The organism is Alistipes sp. CAG:268, assembly GCA_000434235.1.
GTDB classification, from domain to species: domain Bacteria; phylum Bacteroidota; class Bacteroidia; order Bacteroidales; family Rikenellaceae; genus Alistipes; species Alistipes avistercoris.
Window position 1 is genome coordinate 14,500 of record FR892015.1, and the last position, 21,377, is coordinate 35,876.

A 21,377-nucleotide genomic window follows, 5' to 3' on the forward strand; every position below is an offset into this window, starting at 1 on the left:
GTGTCGGCAGGGGTGGCTCCTTCTCCTGCGGCAGGTCGAGCTTGATGTATTTCGTGCCGTTCTCGAAGGTGTCTATGCGCAGCTTGATGCCCTTCATGCCTTCCAACTCTCCGGCGATCGGCTCGAGGTCGAACGAGATGTAATAACCCTGCGTGTAGCCGGCCGCATCGCCGCCCGCGCTGTGGCAGAGCACTACGTCGAGGTATCCCTCTTCGCTCGCGCCGTCGCTGCCCACCTCGATGTCGCGGCCTTCGGGTGCGTCGGGCGTGCGGTCCACGGCCAGGGCGAACGTGTGCTTCGAGTTGTCGGTCACGGGATAGAGTGCATAGAAGGTCAGCCACTTGCGGGTGAGGTTGAAGGTCTGCAGGTTGAAGCCCGTCCTGTCGCCGCCCAGCGCCTCGAGCTCCTCCTGGGTCGTGACCACCTGCGACGTGCCGGTGAAGATTTTCTCCGCGCGGTAGAGGCGGATGTTGTAGTCGTATCCCTCGACGGCGCCCTCGAGCAGGTCGAAGTAGATCACCGCGCGACGGTTGTCCTCGGCCTCGAAGCCCGAGGGCCGCTCGCTCGGGTAGAGCGTCTCGCCGTTGTCGCGCTCGAACTCGAAATAGTAGTCTGTCGTCTCGTCTCCTTCGCCGATCGCATGGATCGTGGTGATCAGACCGTAGACGTTGGGGTAGTCTCCGTCGTTGTCGTTGCAGCCCGTGAATGCCGTGAGGCAGAGTGCGGCAAACAGCGAGCAGAGCATGTGGATTTTTTTCATGGTTGTCCTGTTTTGTCGATATTATTGTTACTTTCGCAAGATAAAATGCCGACCCTCGGAAAATACTGCGCAGGGGGCTAAATTTTTTCTTGGCCGTGCAGTATTCCGGTCGAGCCGTTGTTTATAAGGGTGAATTCAACAATGCAAATGGAGGAGCGTACACTGGCCGAAGGGTGCAGAAACGGCGACGGCGCGGCCCAACGGGAGTTGTACGACCGTTATGCCGGGCGCCTGCTTGCGGTGTGCCTGCGCTATGCCGGCGACAGGGCCACGGCCGAGGACCTGCTCCACGATGCGTTTCTGAAGATCTACGGCGCCTTCTCGAAGTTCGAGTACCGCGGAGCGGGATCATTGAGGGCCTGGATGGAGCGTGTCACCGTAAACGTGGCGCTCGAATGGCTTCGGACCCGCAACCGGCTGGGATGCGTCGAACTCGACGAGGGGCGCGCTGCGGCCCTTCCGGATGAGCCCTCAGCCGAGGAGGCGTCGCGGGTGCCGCGCGATGTGCTGATGCGCTTCGTCAGCGAACTGCCCGACGGGTACCGGGCCGTATTCAACCTCTACTGCATCGAAGAGTATTCGCACCGGGAGATCGCGCAGATGCTGGGAATCAACGAGAAAAGTTCTTCGTCGCAGCTTTTCCGGGCGCGGACGCTGCTGGCGCGGCGAATCCGCGACTATTTGAAGACACATTGAGTTATGAAACAGGATAAGGATTGGACCGATGTCATGCGGAATGCGCTCCGCGACGCCGAGCTTCCCCCTCCGGAACACGGTTGGGCGCGGCTTGAGGCCGAGTTGCGCGGTGTGCGGCCCGAGGCGTCGGCCGGTATGGCCGGTACCGAAGGCGGCCGGACGACTGCAGCGCGCAGACCGCAGTGGAAGATCCATGTGAAGCGGATTGCCGTGGCCGCCGCGGTTGTGCTGCTCGGTGTTGCGACCGTCGGGTTCTGGTTGCGTTCCGATCGGATGGTGCCTTCTACCGATGAGTTGTTGGCCGAGACTCTCCCGGTTCCGGGAACTGCGTCGGATGCACTGCCTGAAGGGCACGCCGGAGAGGATCCGGAGGAGACGCTGCGGAGCCGCGTGGCGCAGGCCGTTTCGCTGCCAGCTGGGCTGAGTGAGGCTGCAGGGGCACAACGGAATGCCGCGGCGCAGCGAACTGCCGGGGATGCGGCAGAGCCCCGTCTGGCTCTTGCCGCGGTGAAGCCGCAAACGGCCGGAACGCAGCCGACCGTTGATGCGTCGCAGGCGGATGCCGCTGCCCGGGAATCGCAGCCTGTGCCGGTCGCTTCTGCCGCCGGCCGCCAGGCCCCGGCCGGGGAGACCCGCGCGAAGCAGGCCCCTGCCGGGACCCGCACGGAACAGGGATCGGCCCGGACGTCGTTCGACGGGCTTTATGATCAGCCCGAAACCCGCCGGGCGGCGCGCAGGCGCTCGTCGCTTTCGTTCTCGGCGGGCAGCAGCGTGGCCGGAGGCTCCGGGATCGGTTCCGGAAGCAAGGCTCCGATGCATGCCATGCAGCAGGCTCCCTCGATGCCCGGAATGTCCTCGGCGATCGGCAACAGTGCCGAGATGACGCTGCTCAAGAGTTACGATTACGATGAGAGTTCGTTCCGCCACCACCAGCCGTTGAGTTTCGCCCTGACTTTCCGCAAGGAGTTCGCCTACGGTCTGTCGCTCGAGAGCGGCATCAACTACACGCTGTTGCAGTCGGATGTCCGGGCGCTTTATGCTGACAAGGAGACCGATCAGACGCTGCATTTCGTCGGTATTCCGGTGCGTGTGAACTGGCAGTTCCTCGAACGCGGCCGTTTCTCGCTCTATCTGGGTGCCGGAGGTATGGCCGAGAAGTGCGTGTCGGCGAAGTTCGGTTCGAAATCCGTTTCGGAGCCGGGTCTGCAGTGGTCGCTGATCGGTGCGGCCGGAGCGCAATACAGGCTCGGAGGCATGGTGGGACTCTATTTCGAGCCGGAGGCGGCCTACTACCTTACCGAAACTCGCCTGCAGACGGCCCGTACGGACAATCCGCTGTCGCTGACCCTCCGGCTGGGTGTCCGTCTCTCGTTCTGATTCCGGCCGACGATCCGTCGTTTCGCATACTTATTGCAAGGAAAGCCCGTGCTGCAGCACGGGCTTTCCTTTTGTCCTGGTGCGGGTCTGAATTTGTTATCCGACAGATCAAATGTGTCATTTTTTCTTGTCGGAACCAAATTTGTTATTAATTTTGTAACTTAATAAGTGAGTGCTTGATCCTGAGGTCGATGCCGTTTCGGAAGGAGGACGGCGGTTCCGGTCCGAATCCGAATGAAAAAAGCACAGATCCGGAGTGTTTCGAACCTGTGCTTTGGTAGTCCCGAAAGGAATCGAACCTTTATCGTAAGAACCGGAATCTTATATTCTATCCATTGAACTACGGGACCGGGACTGCAAAAATGCAAAAAAAATTTAATATAGCAAAATAAAATGCGAGAAAAGCAGAATAATTGGCAAAGAATCGAGGCTGTGATCAAGTGGGCAAATATGTCCACCAACTATTTTGCTCGCTATATCGGTCTGGCGCGCGGCGAGAACCTCTACCAGATCAAACGGGGCAACAACGGCATATCGCTCAACGTAGCCGACCGCATTGTCTCCAAGTTTCCCCAGATCGACAAGCTCTGGCTGCTGACCGGCGAGGGGCAGATGTTCGCCGACGCCCGGCAGCGGGGAATGCAGATACCTTTTTATAATACGGATGTCGAACAGCACATCGCCTCGCTCGACCGACTCGAGGCCGAGTGCGATCTGGTCGTGCTCCCGGTGGGTGACTGCGATCTGGCGATGGTCTACAACGGCCGCGCCATGGGTGCCGTGGTGCCTCCCGGAACGATCGTCCTGCTCAAGGCCATCGATGCGGATGCAATAATTCCCGGTGAAGAATACGTGATTGTCTGCCAAAAAATTGTAACTTTGCGAATAGTTCGGGCCGCCGATGCGGAGGGAAAATACCGCCTCGTGCCCGGTGATCGGGAGAATTTCGATGACATCGTAGTGAATGCCAGCGATATAACCTCGGTTTACAAGGTGAAGGGCAAGTTGATCATAAACAGTTGAGTATGTTTTCAGGCATCGTGGAGGGCATGGGCGAGGTGGTCTCGATCCGTGCCGACCGTCAGAACAAGGACTTTACGCTTCGGGCAGACTTCTGCCGGGATTTGAAAATCGATCAGAGCATCGCCCACAACGGCGTATGCCTGACGGTCGTGGACATCAAGGACGACACCTATACCGTGACGGCCATGAAGGAGACGCTCGACCGCAGCAACCTCGGCCTGCTCCGGGAGGGCGACCTGGTGAACCTCGAACGCTCGATGAAGCCCGATGCGCTGCTCGACGGCCACATCGTGCAGGGTCATGTCGATCAGACGGCCGTCTGCACGGCCAAGGAGGATGCCGACGGAAGCTGGTACTTCACCTTCGAGTACGAGCCTCAGGGCGAGGGCCTCTGTACGGTGGAGAAGGGTTCGGTGACGGTCAATGGCGTGAGTCTGACGGTCTGCGACTCGAAGGAGTCGTCGTTCCGCGTGGCGATCATCCCCTACACGTTCGAGCATACGAATTTCTGCCGCATCGGCGTGGGGTCGGTCGTGAACCTCGAATTCGACATCGTGGGCAAGTACATCGCCCGTCTGATGCGCAACTACATGAAGTGACGCCATGATTACGATCAAAACCAAGGAGGCCGCATCGGTCTGGATCGGCCTGCTGGCCACGGCCATCGCGGCCGGGCTGCTTTTTGCGATGGAGGCGAAGGGGGTGCAGGTCCGCTGGATCGCAGCGGTCGTCGTGCTGCTGTGCACCTTCACAGCCGTGATGCTCATTTCGCTGTTCATCATCCGCAAGTATGTGGCCTACAAGCTCAAGCCGATCTATTCGATCGTCCTCTCGCGCAACGTGCATACCGACGAGATCTTCACCGAACTCAAGGACAAGAAGGTCGAGAACATCGGCGAGGAGCTGACAGCCTGGGCCGACACGAACGATCGGGAGATCGCCCGCCTGAAGGAGGCCGAGCACTTCCGCAAGCAGTATCTGGGCAATGTGGCGCACGAGCTGAAGACCCCGATCTTCAACGTGCAGGGCTATATCTCGACCCTGCTGGACGGCGGTCTGGAGGATGAGCTGATCAACCGCAAGTACCTCGAGCGTGCCGAGAAGAGCATCGACCGTCTGATCAATATCGTCAATGACCTCGATACGATCTCGAAACTCGAGAGCAGCATGAACCGGCTCGATATGGAGCGCTTCGACATCGTGGCGCTGGCCAAGGAGATCGCCGACCAGGCCGAGATGGAGGCCGACCGCAAGGGGATCAAGATCTCGGTCAAGGGGGCCGACAACCTGCCGTCACCGTTCTGGGTGCTGGCCGACAAACACTACATCGGACAGGTACTGGTCAATCTGATCATCAATTCGATCCACTACGGCAAGGAGGGCGGCACGACGCGCATCCGCTTCCGCGACATGCTCGACAAGATCCTGGTCGAGGTCGAGGACAACGGGCAGGGCATCGGCAAGGAGGATCAGCCGCGGGTCTTCGAGCGTTTCTACCGCACGGACAAGGGCCGCTCGCGCGAGCAGGGCGGTACGGGGCTCGGCCTGGCGATCGTCAAGCACATCGTCGAGGCGCATGGCGAGCGGATCTCCGTGCGCAGCGAACTGGGCGTGGGCAGCACCTTCTCCTTCACGCTCAAGAAGGTCAATCTGCAGGACATCCGGTAATCCGTCCGCCAGGAAACCGGGTGCGGAACATGGATTCCGGCCGCGGACGCTCCGGCGGCGTGTAACGATTAAACTTCGATAAATGATACAACCTTTGAGCATAGTCTGGGACTTCGATCCGGTGCTCCTCAGCATCGGCACGTTCGATATCCGTTATTACGGGCTGATGTGGGCCCTGGCCATCCTGATCGGCGCCTGGTTCTTCGACAACTTCTGCAAACGCGAAGGACTGTCGCAGGAGGTCTCCGGCTCGATCTTCATCTACGGTACGCTGGCCACGATCCTCGGAGCCCGCCTCGGGCACTGCCTCTTCTACGATCCGGTGGAGTACCTCTCCCGGCCGTGGACCATCATCACGGGCTTCCGCGACGGCGGCATGGCCAGCCACGGCGCCGCAATCGGCCTGCTGATCGGCCTGTGGCTCTTCTCGCGCAAGAACCGCCTGCCCTATATCTGGTCGCTCGACCGCATCATGATCGCCGTCGGTGTGGGCGGGGCCATCGTGCGCATGGGCAACCTCTTCAACTCCGAGATCTTCGGTACGGCCACGACGCTTCCCTGGGGCTTCGAGTTCGTCCGTTCGGCCAAGTGGGTGCACGAGTTCGCTCCGGCAGCGGTACACCCTACGCAGATTTACGAGGCGCTGTGTTACCTTGTGACCTTCGGCATCCTCTGCTGGCTTTATTACGGCCGCGACATGGCGCGCCGCCGTCCCGGTGTACTGTTCGGCATCGGATTGATCGGGGTCTTCCTTACGCGTTTCTTCATCGAATTCATCAAGACCGAGCAGGAGGCCTTCGAGGTGGGCTGGACGCTCGACATGGGACAGTGGCTCAGCATCCCGTTCATCCTGTTGGGTTTCTTCATGATCTGGCGCGGTTTGTCGCGCCCTGCGCTGACCCCCGCACAGTTCCCCGCGCAGTCGAGGCAGGCTGCGCATCCAACGCCTAAAAAGAGAAAGAAATGAACGTCAATCCGATGGAAGAGCAGGTGGGCCGCATCATCGGCAACCTGCTGGCCGCGGGCGGAACGGTGCTTCTGCCCGGTGTGGGCAGCCTTTGCCCGGAGCGGCGTGCAGCCCGACGGGTGGCCCGCCGCATGGTCGAACCGCCCTGCCGGACGGTGGTCTTCTCGTCGCAGGAGCAGGGCACATCGCTGGTTGCGGAGATCGCCCGCATCCTGAATGCCGACGGAACTCCGGCCGGGGAGGCCGATGCCGCGGCTCGGACGGTCTATGCCCGTTGGACGGAGCGCGCCCGCCGGGGTGACGCTCTGGTCGTAGAGGGGGTAGGCGTGTTGAAGTACAAGCACTTTTCGCTCGACGAGGAGTTCGACCGGAGGCTCAATCCGCAGGGACACGCCCCGATGAAGATCCGCTCCGGACGCCCCGACTGGGTGATCTGGGTAGGCGCTGCGGCGGTTGTTGCCGCTATAGGAATCGGTGTCTGCTCTTTCCTGCTGAACGATACCGAACGTCCGCAGCCGTTGGCCGGGACGGCAGTCCCGGGACTTGCGACGGCCGAGTCTCCCGTTTCGCCGGGCGTGCCGGCCGATTCGCTTTCGGCAGAGCATGCGGCGGCTGGAAATGCCGCTCCGGTTCCGGAGGAGGGCGGAAAGGCCGTTGCGGGGAGCACTGCGGCCGGAGGCACTTCGGAGCAGGGTGCTGCGGCGGTGCAGTCCCCGGATGAGGTACAGCGTCCTGCGGGATACGAGCCTGCGGCGATGACCTCGAAGCGGAATTACGTTGTGCTGGGCGTCTTCAGTTCGCAGGAGAATGCCGTGCGGGCGGCGAAGAAGGCCGCATCGGATTCGGAAGAAGCGGCGCTGACCTGCGGCGTCTACCGGTTCGGTGCGAAGTTCCTGGTCTCGCCCTTCGAGTCGGATGATCCCGAGGCGTGCCGGCTCTTCATCCGCGCACATGCCGACCGCTTCCCCGGAATGTGGACTTATACGGCCCGTTGATGCGTCTTGCCGATTGGATCATCCGGGCGATCGACCTGTTCTATCTGCGGCCCGTTGCCGCGTTCGTACCCCGGCAGGTGTTCCGCTATGCCGTCTGCGGGGGTGCGAACGTCGTGTTCGGGTGGGGATGTTATTTCCTGATCTATAATTTCCTGATCGACAAACAGCTGGTCGATCTGGGCTTCGTGGCCGTGTCGGCTCACGTCGCCGCCATGCTCGTTACCTTCCCATTCACCTTCTTCGCGGGATTCTGGCTCAACCGCTATGTGGCCTTCCGCCGTTCGCCGATCCCTTCGGGCACGCAGCTGTTCCGCTACCTGCTCTCTGTCGCGGGATCGGTCGTGGTGAACTATGTCTGTCTGAAATTCTTTGTCGAATACTGCGCCATCTGGGCCACCCCTTCGCAGATGCTCGCCACCTGCGTCACGACCGTCTACAGCTTCTTTGCCGCAAAGTATTTCACCTTCCGGCATGCCGAGGCGGAGTAGCCGCCTGCCCGGAGATCCGTCCGGCGGGGCAGGAGTGTGTACCCTCGGCGTGTGAGGCCGGAACCGGCGGGCGGGATGCGGCCGGAGCCCTGAAATCGGGAATACGGGCGGTGTGCCGTGTCGGCATGCCGCCCGGTGTTATTTCCGGTTCTCCTCACGCAGTTTCTGCAGTTCGTACATGCGGTCGCGGAATTTCGCCGCGGCCAGAAAGTCCAGCGACTTGGCTGCCCGCTCCATATCCTCGCGCGCCCGATCGATCAGGGCATCGAGGTTTGTGCCGGCCGAGTAGCCCTGCTGTACGTCGGCGGCTACCGGTGCGTAGTGCTCCTCGGCGATGGGGTAGGCCGTCGGGATTGCCTCCGGTGTCTCGCTCCGCCCGGCCAGCAGGGCCCGCTGTCCCGAGCCGCTCTTCTGCGCGCGGCGCGGCAGCACGCCGTGCTCCATGTTGTAGCGCACCTGCTTCTCGCGGCGGCGGTTGCTCTGCTCGATCGTGTAGCGCATCGACTCGGTGCAGGTGTCGGCATAGAGGATCACGTTGCCCTGCGAGTGGCGCGCCGCGCGTCCCGCGATCTGCGTGAGCGACCGCACGTTGCGCAGGAATCCCTCCTTGTCGGCATCGAGGATCGCCACCAGCGCCACCTCCGGGAGGTCCAGACCTTCGCGCAGCAGGTTCACGCCCACCAGCACGTCGAACATCCCGGCCCGCAGGTCCTCGAGGATCTGGATGCGCTCGAGCGTATCGACGTCCGAGTGGATGTAGCGGTTGCGGATGCCCACGCGGTCGAAGTATTTCGACAGCTCCTCGGCCATGCGCTTGGTGATGGTCGTGACGAGCACCTTGTCGTCGTTCTTCACCCGCTTGTCGATCTCCTCGATCAGGTCATCGATCTGGTTGGCCGTCACGCGGACCTCCAGCGGCGGGTCCACCAGACCCGTCGGGCGGATGAGCTGCTCGACGACCACCCCCTCGCTCTTCATCAGCTCCCAGTCGGCGGGCGTCGCGCTCACGTAGATCGACGTCCCCTGCAGCTGCTCGAATTCGGCGAAGGTCACCGGGCGGTTGTCCTTGGCTGCCGGGAGCCGGAACCCGTATTCGACGAGGTTCTCCTTGCGGGCCCGGTCGCCGCCGAACATGGCGTGGACCTGCGGCAGCGTCACGTGGCTCTCGTCCACGACCAGCAGGTAATCCTTCGGGAAGTAGTCGATCAGGCAGAAGGGGCGCGTGCCGGCGGCGCGTCCGTCGAAGTAGCGCGAGTAGTTCTCGATTCCGGAGCAGTAGCCCAGCTCCTTGATCATCTCGAGGTCGTATTCGACGCGCTGCTTGATGCGCTGTGCCTCCATCATGCGTCCGGCCCGCTCGAAGTATTCGATCTGCTTGCCCAGGTCGAGGTAGATCTGCTGCACGGCCGAGTTGATGCGCTCCTTGGTGGTGACGAAGAGGTTCGTGGGGTAGAGCGTGAGGTTGTCGAGCGAGTGGATGCGCTGGCCCGTCACGGGGTCTATGGAGTGGATGGCCTCGATCTCGTTGTCGAAGAACATCACGCGGAAACACTGGTTGCCGAACTCCCCGAAGGCGGCCATGATATCGACCGTGTCGCCGTTCACGCGGAAGGTCGCGGGTTCCAGTTCGCGCTCGGTGCGCGTGTAGAGTGCCTCGACGAGCTTGTAGAGAAAGTGTTTGTAGCTGACCACCTGCCCGACCTCGATGTGGATCGCCGTGGCGTGGAAGTCCGCGGGGTTGCCGCATCCGTAGAGGCACGAGACGCTCGACACGACGATTACGTCGCGGCGTCCCGAGAGCAGCGTGGCCACGGTGTTGAGCCGCATCTTCTCGATCTCGGCATTGATCGAGAGGTCCTTCTCGATATAGGTGTCCGTGGCCGGGAGGTAGGCCTCCGGCTGGTAATAGTCGTAGTAGGAGACGAAATACTCGACGGCGTTGTCGGGAAAGAAGTTGCGGAACTCGCCGTAGAGCTGTGCGGCGAGGGTCTTGTTGTGGCTCAGGACGAGTGTCGGGCGGTTGAGTTCGGCGATGACGTTGGCCACCGTGAAGGTCTTTCCCGAACCCGTCACGCCCAGCAGCGTGTTGTGCTTCGAGCCGTGGCGGATCGAGCCGACGAGCTGCGCAATGGCCTCCGGCTGGTCGCCCGTCGGGGCGTAATCGGATACGAGTTTGAAATCCATGACACAAAGATACGCTTTTTTGTCGGAATAACGGCGAACGGCGCAGGAGCAGTACCAATTTGATATTTTTCCGTATCTTTGCGGGTATGATCGACAGGGAAACGGTAGACCGCATCTATGCCGCCGCGAACATCGTGGATATCATCGGCGACTATGTCACGCTCAAGCGAAAGGGTGTGAACTATCAGGCGTGCTGTCCGTTCCACAACGAGAAGACCCCGTCGTTCGTCGTCTCGCCCTCGAAGGGGGTCTACAAGTGCTTCGGCTGCGGGAAGGGCGGCAATGCCGTGACGTTCCTGATGGAGCACGAGAACATCACCTATCCCGAGGCGCTGAAGATGGTGGCCAAACGCTACGGCATCGAGGTCAGGGAGAAGGAGCTGACGGAGGAGGAGGTGCGGCGCAACGACGACCGCGAGTCGATGTTCGTCGTGAACGGATGGGCCGCGGAGTACTTTGCGAATTTCCTCTGCCACGACCCCGAAGGGATGAGCGTCGGGATGACCTACTTCAGGCAGAAGCGCGGACTGACCGACGCCACGATCCGCAAGTTCGGGCTCGGATTCTGCCCGTCGAAGGGCGACCGGATGTCGAAGGATGCCCTGGCGGCCGGCTACAAGCGTGAGTTCCTCCTTGCGACGGGCCTTTCGCTGGCGCGCGAGAGCGACGGGTCGCTCTACGACCGCTTCCGCGACCGGGTGATCTTCCCCGTGCACAACATCTCGGGCCGCATCGTGGCCTTCGGCGGCCGGACCCTGCGCACCGACAAGCAGGTGGCTAAGTACCAGAATTCGCCCGAGAGCGAGATATACAGCAAGAAACGCGAACTCTACGGCCTCTACTTCGCCAAACGGGCCATCCAGCAGCAGGACTATGCCATCCTGGTGGAGGGTTACCTCGACGTCATCTCGATGCACCAGGCGGGTATCGAGAATGTTGTGGCGTCGTCCGGCACGTCGCTCACGACCGACCAGATCCGTCTGCTGGGGCGCTTCACGCGCAACATCACGGTGATCTACGACGGCGACTCGGCCGGCATTCACGCTTCGCTGCGCGGCATCGACATGATCCTCAAGGAGGGGATGAACGTGCGCGTGGTGCTGCTGCCCGAGCCCGAGGACCCCGACTCGTTCGCCCGCAGCCATACGGCTGCCGAGGTGCAGGCCTACATCCGCGACAACGAACGCGACTTCCTCGAGTTCAAGGCCAATCTGCTGCTGCACGATGCCGAGGGCGATCCGATCCGCAAGGCGGCGCTCATCGGCGACATGGTGCAGTCGATCGCGCAGATTCCTGACCCGATCCAGCGCTCGGTCTACATCAAGGAGTGCGCGCGGATCATGGATATCGACGAGCAGATCCTCATCTCGGAGGTGGCCCGCAAGCGGCTGACGACCTCCGGGGACCGCGAGACGGACGAGTTTCTGCAGCGGCAGGCCCGGCAGCAACGGCGCGAGGAGGTGCAGCCCGAGGTGGAGTTCGTGCAGAAGGTCGAGGCGGGGAGCAGCATCGAGGCGCTCGAACGCGAGATCGTGAAGTACCTGCTCAAGTACGGTCACTGCTCGTTCGACTTCAAGGAGGGGCGCACGATGGTGGCCTGCAACGTCGCCGAGGTGATCTTCTCGGAGCTGAGCGACGACAGCATCGTCTTCCGCAATCCGGTCTACGCCAAGATCATGGCGGCCTACCGCGAGCAGTGGGAGCAGCTCGGTACGGGGGTCGAGGTGCCGGTGCACCTGTTCATCAACCACGTGGACCCGGAGGTCTGCAACACGGCCGTGGACATCCTCACGTCGGATGACAACTACGTGCCGAGCGAAATCTGGAAGCGCAAGGACATCCACGTCGAGAGCGATGCCGAGATGCTGGCCGTGGGGGTGCCGAAGGCCGTGACGCTCTACAAGTCGAAGGTCATCGAGGGGATGATCCGCGATCTGCAGGAGCGCCTGGCCGACGAGGGGCTCGGGGAGGAGGAGCAGGATACGCTGCTCCAGCGCCTGGCGGGGCTCAACCGGGTGAAGGTGTCGATTGCCCGCAAGTTACAGCGGTCGATCCTGTGATGCGGCGGGAAAAAGGGGGGTGGGCCTCGGTTGTACACGCATCACTGCGCATACCGTGTGCAAACAGAAAATAAACAGAAAGATGTGTAAAAACATATCGAAGATAAAAGAAATAGTTATCTGAGGCCGATTCCCACCCCTGCGGTGAAAATTGCAAGTAACGTACCGTTTTGGCAGTTATGAGTGAACAAAAGAAGATAAATGTCCGGAACCGACGCGCGACGTTCGACTACGAGATCCTCGAGGAGTTTGTCGCGGGCGTCGTGCTGGCCGGAACCGAAATCAAGTCGATCCGGGCCGGGAAGGTCTCGATGGTCGATTCGTTCTGTTATTTCGACAAGGGCGAACTGTGGGTGCGCGGCATCAACATCGCCGAGTATGCGTGGGGTACGTGCAACAACCATGTGCCGCGCCGTGACCGCAAACTGCTGCTCAACCGGCGCGAACTCGACAAGTTGCAGCGCGCCTCGCAGGACCGCGGGCTGACGATCGTGGGGTTGCGGCTGTTCCTGAACGAGCGCGGCCTGGCGAAGGTGGTCATTGGCCTGGCGCGCGGCCGCAAGTCCTACGACAAGCGCGAGTACCTCAAGGAGAACGATGCCCGCCGCGAGATGGACAAGGCGCTGAAAAACTACCGCTGACGTGCGTATGGAGATCGGAGCCGTTTTTCTGGATGTGGACGGGACGCTCATCAGCTTCCGCACGCACGAGGTGCCGCGTTCGGCCGTCGAGGCCCTGCGGGCGGCCCACGCCCGGGGTGTGCGGCTGTTCATCGCCACGGGACGTGCCGCGAGCGATCTGGAGCAGCTGTCTGAAATTCCCTACGACGGGGTGGTGTCGCTCAACGGCGCCCGCTGCCTGACGGCCGACGGCAGGGTGGTGAGCCAGCGGCTGATCCCGCGCGAGGATTTCGAGCGGGCCCTGCGACTGGCCGACGAGCTGGATTTCCCGCTGGGGCTTGAACTCGAGGAGGGGGTCTTCGTCAATCGCGTGACGCCCGTCGTGCGCGAACTGGCCCGCCTGGTGGCCCATCCGGTGCCGGCCGAGACCGACCTCGGACGGCTGTTCGACCGAGGCGACTGCTGCCAGATGTGTTTCTACTGCACGCCCGAGCAGGAGCGCCGTGTGATGGCCGAGCTGCCGTCGCTTGTGTCGAGTCGCTGGTGCCCGCTCTTCGTGGACGTCAATGTCCGCGGGGTGGACAAGGCTACGGGGATGCTTGCCTTCGCCTCCGACTGCGGGGTGCCGGCCGGAGCGCTGATGGCCATCGGCGACGGCGGAAACGATGTGCCCATGCTGCGGGCCGCAGGGGTCGGCGTCGCCATGGGGAACGGCTGCGAGGAGGCCCTGGCGGCTGCCGACTGGGTGACGGCATCAGTCGATGACGACGGCATCCGGAAAGCCTTCGAGCACTTCGGCGTGATCTGACGCCCGGGTGCGGAGACCGAAAGGAAAACGATAAAAAACACGAAGATATGAGCTTGATATTGTGTATCGAAACCGGAACCGACGTATGTTCGGTGGGTATTGCGAAGGATGGCGAACTGATCTCGCTGCGCGAGAGCGACGAGGGGCGCGACCATGCGCGTAAGGTCGGTGTGTTCGTCGATGAACTGCTGCACGAAACGGGCATCGCGCCCGACGATCTGGATGCCGTGGCCGTCGGCAAGGGCCCCGGCTCCTATACGGGACTGCGCATCGGCGTTTCGTTCGCCAAGGGACTGTGCTACGGGCTGCAGAAGCCTTTGGTGGCTGTCGGGTCGCTCGATGCGCTGACCGAGGTGGCCCGCGAGGACTACGAGGCGGGCATCCTGTCCGTGACGGATTGGGACCGGGCGCTGCTCTGCCCGATGGTCGATGCCCGGCGCATGGAGGTCTATGCGCAGGTCTTCGATGCGGAGGGGCACCCGCAGAGCGAGGTGTCGGCCGAGGTGGTCGATGGCGGCAGTTTTGCGGCATTCCGTACGCCGGAGCGTCCTTTCGTGATCTTCGGCAACGGAGCCCGCAAGTGCGCCGGGGTACTCGAGGGGGCAGTCTATGTCGATGTGACGCCCTCGGCCCGGGGGCTGGCGCGCCTGGCGCAGCGGGCACTCGACGAGGGCCGCACGGAGGACATCGCCTACTTCGAACCCTTCTATCTGAAGGATTTCGTGGCGACGACCTCGAAGAAGAAACTTTTCTGACTTCACCCCGTTTGTTTCAGAAACGATGACCCGCGAGGAGTTGGTGGGGATGCTTGCCGCGCGTTTCTGCGAGGATTTCGCCGAGACGATGGCCCGGCGGGTGCTGGAGGCCGATGCCGTCGCGACGCTCTATGCCGTGGCGACCGGGCCTGCGGGCAGCCTGCCCCGTCCGCTGCGTGCGAAGGTCGCCTTCCGGAGCGCCTACGTCCTCGAACGGCTCTATTTCCGCGCGCCCGAGTGCTTCATGCCCCATGCGGATCTCTTCTGTGAAAGGGATTTTGCCGCGGCTTCGGGAATGAGCGCCCGCCGCCATTTCGGCAAGATCATGGCCGACCTGCTGTTGCGCTTCCGGCCATCGGACGGGACGCTGGGGCGGATTGCCGAGGCGGCGGCCGAATGGGCGGTCGATCCCTCGTCGCCCGTGGCGGTGAAGGTCTGGGCGCTCGACGTGCTGGACCGCTGCCGCGGTCGGGTCGCTTGGGTGGCGGAGACGTGGGACGACCTGCTGGAGACCCTCGCCCGGGAGGCTACACCCGGCATCGCCTGTCGCGTCGGACGTTATCGGAAGGCAGAACGGCAGGATACATCCTGTGCTTGAAGAGAAAACGGTTCAACAAGCAAAAGGATCCGCGGTTGAGATAAACCGCGGATCCTTTTGCTTTAATGGGCTGTGATCCGTTATTTTTCCAGTTGGGGCGTTTTTTGAACCGGATCTGTCGTCGGGGCCGCCTCTCCGCCGTCAGGCTCCGGACCGTCGGTAAGTCGGGCCGTCGGATCGCCCTCGGCCGTTTCGAGCATCCGTGTCGGGAACTGCCGCTTGGTTTGCAGGCGGGCCGTCCTGCGTAGCCGCTCGCCCACGCGCAGGATGTTGTCGTTGCCCGAACAGAGCCGCTTGTAGGCGTCGTCGTAGGCGCCGCGGGCCTTGTCAAGTGCGGCGCCTACATTCTCGAGCGACGAGGCGAAGGCGGCAGCCTGCTCGTAGAGCTTCAGTCCGCAGGCGGCGATCTCCCGGGTGTTCTTGTCCTGGTCGTTGTACTTCCAGAGGTCGGCCACCAGTTTCAGCAGTGCGAAGAGGTTCGTCGGCGAGGAGATGATCACCTTCTTCTCGTAGGCGTCCTGCCAGATCGTCGTGTCGTTCTGCAGGGCGGCGAGGAAGGCCGGCTCGTTGGGGACGAACATGATGACGAAGTCGGGTGAATTGAGCCTCCGCTGGTACTCCTTGCGCCCCAGCTCGGTGACGTGCTGGCGCACCGAGGCGATGTGGGCGTTGAGCTGGCGGCGGCGTTCGTCGTCGGTTTCGGCCGCGGTGTAGGCCACGAAGGCTGTCAGCGAGACCTTCGAGTCGATGACGATCTCCTTCTTCTCGGGCAGCCGCAGCACCACGTCGGGCCGCAGGTTGCGACCCTCCTCGTCCTTGATGTTGTACTGCGTTTCGTAGTGGATTCCCTTGGTGAGGGCCGAGTTGTCTAGGATCGTCTCGAGCAGTACCTCGCCCCAGTCTCCCTGCACCTTCGAGTTGCCCTTCAGTGCGTTGGTGAGGTTCTGCGCCTCGATAGAGATGTCGCGGTTGAGTTCCATGAGCCGCTTGAGCTCGGCCTTCAGTTCGCCCCGCTGCGAGGTCTGCGTGGTGTAGATCTCCTCGACGCGCTTGCGGAAGTCGGTGATGTTGTCGCGGAAGGGTTTGAGCAACAGGTCGATCGATTCACTGCTCGACTGGCGGAACCGCTGCGACTGTTCGCCGAGGATCTCCGTGGCGAGGTTGCGGAACTGGGCGCGGAAACGCTCCTCCAACTGCTCCCGGTCGGCCTTTTCGGCCGCCCGCTCCTCGGCGTTGCGGCTCTTGAGGGAGGCGATCTCGGCCGACGACGAGGCCCGCAGGGCTGCCAGTTCCGATTCCGTGCGGAGCCGCTCCTCGGTCAGCGTGCGGATCTGCTCCTGCAGCTGCCGTGCGTTCTCGCGGGCCGAGGACTCCGCCTCGGCGGCTGCGGCCAGGCGGGCTTCGGCTGCGGCCAGGCGGGCCGCAGCGTCGCGTTCGCGGGTCTCGGCCTCCGTCCGTTCGGTTGCGGCACGGCGCGTGTCGCGCCGCCACAGAAGGAGGAGCGCCAGGGCGAGGAGCGTCATCCCGCAGAGGATGATCGCAAGGATCGGGGTTGTGTCGGTCATGGGTGTGGTTTGTCTCTTTTCCTGCAAAAATAGGGATTAATTTCCGAAAAAAGCATTCCTCCGGCTCCTGCATTCCGGAACGAGGGCCGATTCCGTGATTTTTTCGCGGGCGGGGTGGTGTAAATTCCGGTAATTTTCGTAGCTTTGTTTCTAACAATCATAACAACCCGAATTTATGAAACAATTCTTTACACTTTTCAAAGGGGCCTGCCTGGCAACGGTGGCGTTGCTGACGGTGGCCTGCGGCGGAGGTGCCGACTATCGCAGCGCACTGCCTGCCGATGCCTTCATGACCTTGTCGTTCAATCCCGCCGCGCTCTCCGAGAAGAGCAATGCGGGCGCTTTTGCCGACAGCGAACTCTTTGCCCGCATCAATGAGGAGCTCGCCGGCGTCGAGTCTCTTTCGGCCGAGCAGAAGGAGTACTACCTGTCGCTGTTGAAGAACCCCGCCGAGACGGGTGTGGACATGGATCGCGACAGCTACATGTTCTTCACGCTCGAGGGTGAAAATCCGGCCCAGCCCACGGGGCGCGGCGGCCTGTTGCTGCCGTTGGCCGACCGGGCGAAGTTTGACGCCTTTATCGCGCAGGTCAATGCGGTAAGCGGTTTGGAGGTCGAGCAGTCCGGGACGATCAGCTATGTGCGTGTGGGCGAGCAGTCGGACGTGAGTGTGGTGTGCGCCTTCAACGAGGCGGCCTGCATGCTCTTCGTCTCGCAGGAGAATCCGGAGGAGTGCCTCTCGCGTGTGAAGGACCTGTTTGCACAGAAAACCGACAAGAGCCTCATCGGCAACCGTGCCATAGCCGAGCGGCTGGCCGGGAAGAACGACATCAACGTGGTGCTCTCCTACGCGGCCCTGATGCCCATGCTCAAGAGCAATCCGATGGTTGCCGCCATGCCGGCAATGGAGGCGCTCGGCGGTGTTTCGCTCCTCGGCTCGATGAACTTCGAGAAGGGACGCATCGTGGTCGATGGCGCCATGGCCTTTGCCGATGATGCTGCCAAGGCCAAGCTGGAGGAGCTCTACGGCTATGTGGAGCCGCAGACGGGCAAGCTGCTGCGCTACCTGCCCGCACAGAGCATTGCGGCCATGGGTATGGGACTCAACGGCGGGAAGCTCTTCACGATGCTCTCGTCGATGCCCGGTTACGGCATGCTGATGGCCAACCCGATGGTCAAGCAGGTGATGGAGGCCTTCGACGGCGACCTCCTGCTGGGCTTCTCGGGCATGCTGCCCGGCGGGCAGTATCCCGTGGCGTCGCTCCTGGCCCAGGTCAAGGATGCCGGGGTGATGCAGCTGCTGGTCTCGAACCTCGGCGGCATGCCGCTCGTCGAGACGGCCAAGGATCAGTATTCGATTTCGATGGGCGGTGTCTCGGCCTTCTTCGGTGTGAAGGATAACGTGCTTTATATCACCTCGGATGCCGCCGTGAAGACGGCGCTCGACGGTTCGCAGATCGAGTCGTTCGAGTCGCACAAGGAGCTCTTCAAGGATCAGGCCTCGAGTTTCTTCGTCGATTTCCGCGGCGTGGTTGCCCTGGTGGGGCAGCTGACCGCCGGTGTGGGTGCGACGGATGAGGCCCGGATGGCTCTCGAGGTGCTCGGGCTCTTCGACCGGATGGAGCTCTCCGGCACGACCGAGGGCGGCCGGATGGTGGTCTACATGACCGACGGGGAGCGGAATGCCCTGGAGACGATCTGTGCCGAAACCGGCCGGTTGATCGAGGCGAATCTCCCCGAAGCGAACAACTGATAAACAGACGGGCGGCCTTCGGAAACGGATCCGGAGGCCGCTCCCGTTTTGTAGGGCAATAACGGAAATACTACTGTCAGGATAATGGAGACGATTGTGTTGGAACGGGTGGTGCCGTCGGTCTTTGCGGCGGACCCGAAGGCCGTGGAGGGGTCGGAGATCTGGTTGCGGGAGGTGACCTTCCGCCGGGGGGTGCGCTATCTGGTCGAGGCGGCCTCGGGCGCCGGCAAGAGCTCGCTGTGCAGCTTCCTCTATGGCATCCGCGACGACTATGAAGGGACGATACGCTTCGATGCGACGGACAGCCGGAGTCTCTCGGTCGGGGGATGGTGCGATCTCCGGCGCCGCTCGCTGGGACTGCTTTTCCAGGAGCTGCGTTTCTTCGAGGAGCTGACCGTGTGGGAGAACATCGCGCTGAAGAACGATCTGACCCGCTTCCACACCGCGGAGCGGATCGAACGGATGCTTGACGCGGCGCGCATCGCCGACAAGCGCGACGTCGCGGCCGGCCGTCTCTCCGTCGGCCAGCAGCAGCGTGTGGCCTTCATCCGGGCGCTGTGCCAGCCGCTCGACTTCGTGCTGCTCGACGAGCCGGTGAGCCACCTCGATCCGACCAACGGCGACCTGCTCGCCGCGCTGCTCGACGAGGAGACCCGCCGGCAGGGTGCCGGCGTCATCGTTACATCGGTGGGCAATCGCCTCGGACTGACCTACGATCAAATCTTCCGCCTATGACCCTGCTTTGGAAACTCCTGCGCAGCCACCTGAGTTTCGCGCAAACCTTCGGCTTCGCCCTGGCCGGCGTGGTCGGCATGACCGTCGTACTTGCCTCGATGCAGGCCTATCGCGACGTGCTGCCTCTGTTCGAGGCCCCGGACTCCTTCGCCAAGGGCGATTTCCTGGTCCTCTCGAAACAGGTCGGTACGCTCAATTCGCTCGGGATGGGGAGCACGGACTTCTCCTCTGGGGAGTTGGACGAGCTTGCATCCCAGCCGTTTGTCCGCAGCATCGGCGCCTTCACCCCGGCCGATTACCAGGTGACGGGTTCGGTCGGCATGGGCGGGATCGGCTTCTCGACCTACCTCTTCTTCGAGTCGGTGCCCGACCGCTTCCTCGATGTGGACAGCCAGGCGTGGCACTACGAGCCCGGCAGCCGCGACATTCCGATTGTCATACCGCGCAACTATCTGAACCTTTATAATTTCGGGTTTGCCCGCTCGCAGGGGCTTCCGCAGATCTCCGAGGGTATCTTCCGCCGCGTGACGCTCGATATCGAGCTTGCGGGCAACGGCCGCACGGAGCATTTCCGGGGCCGGATCGTCGGGCTGTCGAACCGCCTCAATACGATCCTTGTCCCCGAGGCGTTCATCCGCTGGTCGAACGGGGAGTTCGGCCGCGGCGGGCAGGGGCGGATGCCCTCGCGCGTGATTGTCGAGACGGACCGTCCTGCCGACGACGGGGTGGCCTCCTACCTCCGCAGCCACGGCTACGAGGTCGAAGGCGGACTGCGCGACGCGGGGCAGGCCGCACGCCTGTTGCGACTGGCTGCCGGCGGTGCCGCGGCACTCGGGCTGGTATTCAGCGTGATGTCATTCTACATCCTGATGCTGAGTATCTTCCTGCTCCTGCAGCGCGACAGCCGGAAACTCGAGACACTGCTCCTGCTCGGCTACTCTCCGGTGCGGGTGGCCAGACCCTACCGTTTGCTGACGCTGGGGCTCAACCTGGCCGTCTGGGCCGTCGCGCTCGGCATCTGGATGGCTCTCCGGAGTGCCTATCTGCCGCTGCTCGGGTCGATGCAGGAGAACTATGAACCCGGCAGCTGGCCCCTTACGGCGGCCTGCGGGCTGGCTCTGGCCCTGCTGCTTACGCTGCTCAACGGAGCTGCCATCGGCCGGCGGATCGGGCGCCTGACCCGGTGCCGGCGATAGCGTGCGGCGGAGAGCGCTCCGTGCCGGCCGGAGGTGTTGCCGGAGAAACGCAAACCTGTAACAGAACGTAATGTCATAAATTCCGAATGATGAACCGTATAATTGCTCCTTCGATGCTTTCGGCCGATTTCGGCCACCTGGACCGCGATACGCGGATGATCGACCGCAGTGCGGCCGAGTGGGTCCACATCGACGTGATGGACGGGGTGTTCGTACCGAACATCTCGTTCGGCTTTCCCGTGTTGAAATCCATCCGCAAGGCGACCGCAAAGTGCCTGGACGTGCACCTGATGATCGTCGAGCCGGAACGTTACGTCGAGCGTTTCGCCCAGGCGGGGGCCGACATCGTGACCTTCCACCTCGAGGCGACGCACGACGTGGGCGGATGCATCGATCGCATCCGCCGTGCCGGTGCGCGTGTGGGTATCTCGATCAAACCCGCCACGCCCGCGGCCTCGCTGCGCGAGTGGCTGCCGAAGGTCGATCTGGTGCTGGTGATGAGTGTCGAGCCGGGATTCGGCGGGCAGTCGTTCATCCCCGGCTCGCTCGACAAGATCCGCGAACTGCGCGCCATGGCCCACGAGGGCGGGCTCTCCACGCTCATCGAGGTCGATGGCGGCATCTCGGCACGCAATGCCCGTGAGGTGTTCGAGGCCGGGGCCGACGCCCTGGTGGCCGGCAGCGCCGTCTTCGGGGCCCCGGATCCCGAGGCGGAGATCGTACGGATGCTCGAAGCCTGACCGGCCGGACCTCGTTTACGTGTGCGGGCGTGCCGCGGGACGCGGAAAATTCGGATTTAATCACTACCTTTGCCGAAATTCCGGACCCTTGCGGCACGCCCGTGCGCGTATCCGTCGCAAGGGGCGGCCTGCATGTACGTTTTGCTATGATTTCACTCGACAACCTTACGGTAAGCTACGGGGGCTGGACCCTCTTCGACAATATCTCGTTTCTGATCAATCCCAAGGACCGGATCGGTCTGGTGGGCAAGAACGGCGCGGGCAAGACGACCCTGCTGCGCATCATCACCGGCGAGCAGCAGCCCACGTCGGGTGCCGTGACGATCAACGGCGAGTGTACGATCGGCTACCTGCCCCAGACGATGCGCGTGGCCGACACCACGACGCTC

The 21,377-nt window shown here is 62.7% G+C and carries 21 protein-coding genes and 1 tRNA gene; 18 read left to right on the forward strand and 4 right to left on the reverse strand.

The genetic code is table 11. The annotated features are described in order from the left end of the window. On the reverse strand, window positions 1–760 hold a 760-nt coding region (locus QZL63_RS08945; protein ID WP_290586641.1), incomplete at its 3' end, for a NigD1/NigD2 family lipoprotein. Between the two features lie 147 nt (window positions 761–907). On the opposite strand from QZL63_RS08945, the gene QZL63_RS08950 reads away from it, so the two are divergent. Both QZL63_RS08950 and QZL63_RS08955 read left to right on the forward strand, forming a co-directional pair. Further along, entirely contained in the window at window positions 908–1,456 is a 549-nt protein-coding gene (locus QZL63_RS08950) for an RNA polymerase sigma factor (RefSeq protein ID WP_022308975.1), read from the forward strand. Window positions 1,457–1,459: 3 nt separating this feature from the next. Further along, window positions 1,460–2,833, forward strand: coding sequence for a hypothetical protein (locus QZL63_RS08955; protein WP_022308976.1), 1,374 nt, complete (start codon window positions 1,460–1,462; stop codon window positions 2,831–2,833). A gap of 275 nt (window positions 2,834–3,108) precedes the next feature. Here QZL63_RS08955 and QZL63_RS08960 read toward each other — a convergent pair. After that, window positions 3,109–3,183, reverse strand: a tRNA-Arg gene (locus QZL63_RS08960). A gap of 43 nt (window positions 3,184–3,226) precedes the next feature. Here QZL63_RS08960 and QZL63_RS08965 point away from each other — a divergent pair. The 6 genes from QZL63_RS08965 to QZL63_RS08990 all read left to right on the forward strand — a co-directional run bounded on the left by QZL63_RS08965 (window position 3,227) and on the right by QZL63_RS08990 (window position 7,974). After that, complete coding sequence (locus tag QZL63_RS08965) at window positions 3,227–3,856, forward strand: S24 family peptidase (protein WP_022308977.1); 630 nt, start codon at window positions 3,227–3,229, stop codon at window positions 3,854–3,856. A gap of 2 nt (window positions 3,857–3,858) precedes the next feature. Further along, window positions 3,859–4,455: a riboflavin synthase gene (locus QZL63_RS08970; RefSeq protein ID WP_022308978.1), complete on the forward strand. Its 597-nt coding sequence runs from the start codon at window positions 3,859–3,861 to the stop codon at window positions 4,453–4,455. Between the two features lie 7 nt (window positions 4,456–4,462). Further along, window positions 4,463–5,524 (forward strand): sensor histidine kinase, encoded by a 1,062-nt coding sequence (locus QZL63_RS08975; protein ID WP_441293900.1) that lies wholly within the window; start codon window positions 4,463–4,465, stop codon window positions 5,522–5,524. 82 nt (window positions 5,525–5,606) lie between these two features. Next, window positions 5,607–6,491: a prolipoprotein diacylglyceryl transferase gene (gene lgt, locus QZL63_RS08980; RefSeq protein WP_022308980.1), complete on the forward strand. Its 885-nt coding sequence runs from the start codon at window positions 5,607–5,609 to the stop codon at window positions 6,489–6,491. After that, window positions 6,488–7,486 carry a hypothetical protein gene (locus QZL63_RS08985; RefSeq protein ID WP_022308981.1) on the forward strand — a complete coding sequence of 333 codons (999 nt, stop codon included), beginning with the start codon at window positions 6,488–6,490 and terminating at the stop codon, window positions 7,484–7,486. Before lgt ends, QZL63_RS08985 begins: the two co-directional genes overlap by 4 nt. Next, window positions 7,486–7,974, forward strand: coding sequence for a GtrA family protein (locus tag QZL63_RS08990; protein ID WP_022308982.1), 489 nt, complete (start codon window positions 7,486–7,488; stop codon window positions 7,972–7,974). The genes QZL63_RS08985 and QZL63_RS08990 overlap by 1 nt, the downstream gene beginning before the upstream one ends. Window positions 7,975–8,112: 138 nt before the next feature. Here QZL63_RS08990 and uvrB read toward each other — a convergent pair whose 3' ends face one another. Then, a complete protein-coding gene (uvrB, locus tag QZL63_RS08995; protein WP_022308983.1) occupies window positions 8,113–10,158 on the reverse strand; it encodes an excinuclease ABC subunit UvrB in 2,046 nt (681 codons plus the stop codon). Between the two features lie 86 nt (window positions 10,159–10,244). Between uvrB and dnaG the strand changes: the two genes are divergently transcribed. The 5 genes from dnaG to QZL63_RS09020 all read left to right on the forward strand — a co-directional run bounded on the left by dnaG (window position 10,245) and on the right by QZL63_RS09020 (window position 14,999). Continuing rightward, window positions 10,245–12,218: a DNA primase gene (dnaG, locus tag QZL63_RS09000; RefSeq protein ID WP_022308984.1), complete on the forward strand. Its 1,974-nt coding sequence runs from the start codon at window positions 10,245–10,247 to the stop codon at window positions 12,216–12,218. Between the two features lie 179 nt (window positions 12,219–12,397). Beyond that, the gene (gene smpB, locus QZL63_RS09005; RefSeq protein ID WP_022308985.1) at window positions 12,398–12,859 is read left to right on the forward strand and encodes an SsrA-binding protein SmpB; all 462 of its coding nucleotides are present in this window, start codon (window positions 12,398–12,400) and stop codon (window positions 12,857–12,859) included. 7 nt (window positions 12,860–12,866) lie between these two features. After that, window positions 12,867–13,646 carry a Cof-type HAD-IIB family hydrolase gene (locus tag QZL63_RS09010; RefSeq protein ID WP_290586646.1) on the forward strand — a complete coding sequence of 260 codons (780 nt, stop codon included), beginning with the start codon at window positions 12,867–12,869 and terminating at the stop codon, window positions 13,644–13,646. A 47-nt stretch (window positions 13,647–13,693) separates the two neighbouring features. After that, on the forward strand, window positions 13,694–14,401 hold the full coding sequence (gene tsaB / locus QZL63_RS09015; RefSeq protein WP_022308987.1) for a tRNA (adenosine(37)-N6)-threonylcarbamoyltransferase complex dimerization subunit type 1 TsaB: 708 nt from the start codon (window positions 13,694–13,696) through the stop codon (window positions 14,399–14,401). A gap of 25 nt (window positions 14,402–14,426) precedes the next feature. Then, on the forward strand, window positions 14,427–14,999 hold the full coding sequence (locus QZL63_RS09020) for a hypothetical protein (RefSeq protein ID WP_022308988.1): 573 nt from the start codon (window positions 14,427–14,429) through the stop codon (window positions 14,997–14,999). 80 nt (window positions 15,000–15,079) lie between these two features. On the opposite strand, the gene QZL63_RS09025 is transcribed toward QZL63_RS09020, so the two are convergent. Continuing rightward, window positions 15,080–16,522: a DNA recombination protein RmuC gene (locus QZL63_RS09025; protein ID WP_441293901.1), complete on the reverse strand. Its 1,443-nt coding sequence runs from the start codon at window positions 16,520–16,522 to the stop codon at window positions 15,080–15,082. Window positions 16,523–16,739: 217 nt separating this feature from the next. Between QZL63_RS09025 and QZL63_RS09030 the strand changes: the two genes are divergently transcribed. The 5 genes from QZL63_RS09030 to QZL63_RS09050 form a co-directional block, all read left to right on the forward strand. Beyond that, window positions 16,740–18,317 carry a DUF4836 family protein gene (locus QZL63_RS09030; RefSeq protein WP_022308990.1) on the forward strand — a complete coding sequence of 526 codons (1,578 nt, stop codon included), beginning with the start codon at window positions 16,740–16,742 and terminating at the stop codon, window positions 18,315–18,317. Window positions 18,318–18,401: 84 nt separating this feature from the next. Further along, entirely contained in the window at window positions 18,402–19,052 is a 651-nt protein-coding gene (locus QZL63_RS09035; RefSeq protein WP_022308991.1) for an ATP-binding cassette domain-containing protein, read from the forward strand. Then, the gene (locus QZL63_RS09040; protein WP_022308992.1) at window positions 19,049–20,248 is read left to right on the forward strand and encodes a hypothetical protein; all 1,200 of its coding nucleotides are present in this window, start codon (window positions 19,049–19,051) and stop codon (window positions 20,246–20,248) included. Before QZL63_RS09035 ends, QZL63_RS09040 begins: the two co-directional genes overlap by 4 nt. A gap of 89 nt (window positions 20,249–20,337) precedes the next feature. Beyond that, window positions 20,338–20,988 carry a ribulose-phosphate 3-epimerase gene (gene rpe, locus QZL63_RS09045; RefSeq protein ID WP_290586648.1) on the forward strand — a complete coding sequence of 217 codons (651 nt, stop codon included), beginning with the start codon at window positions 20,338–20,340 and terminating at the stop codon, window positions 20,986–20,988. 146 nt (window positions 20,989–21,134) lie between these two features. Further along, the coding region (locus QZL63_RS09050; RefSeq protein WP_290586650.1) for an ATP-binding cassette domain-containing protein at window positions 21,135–21,377 on the forward strand (243 nt) is incomplete at its 3' end.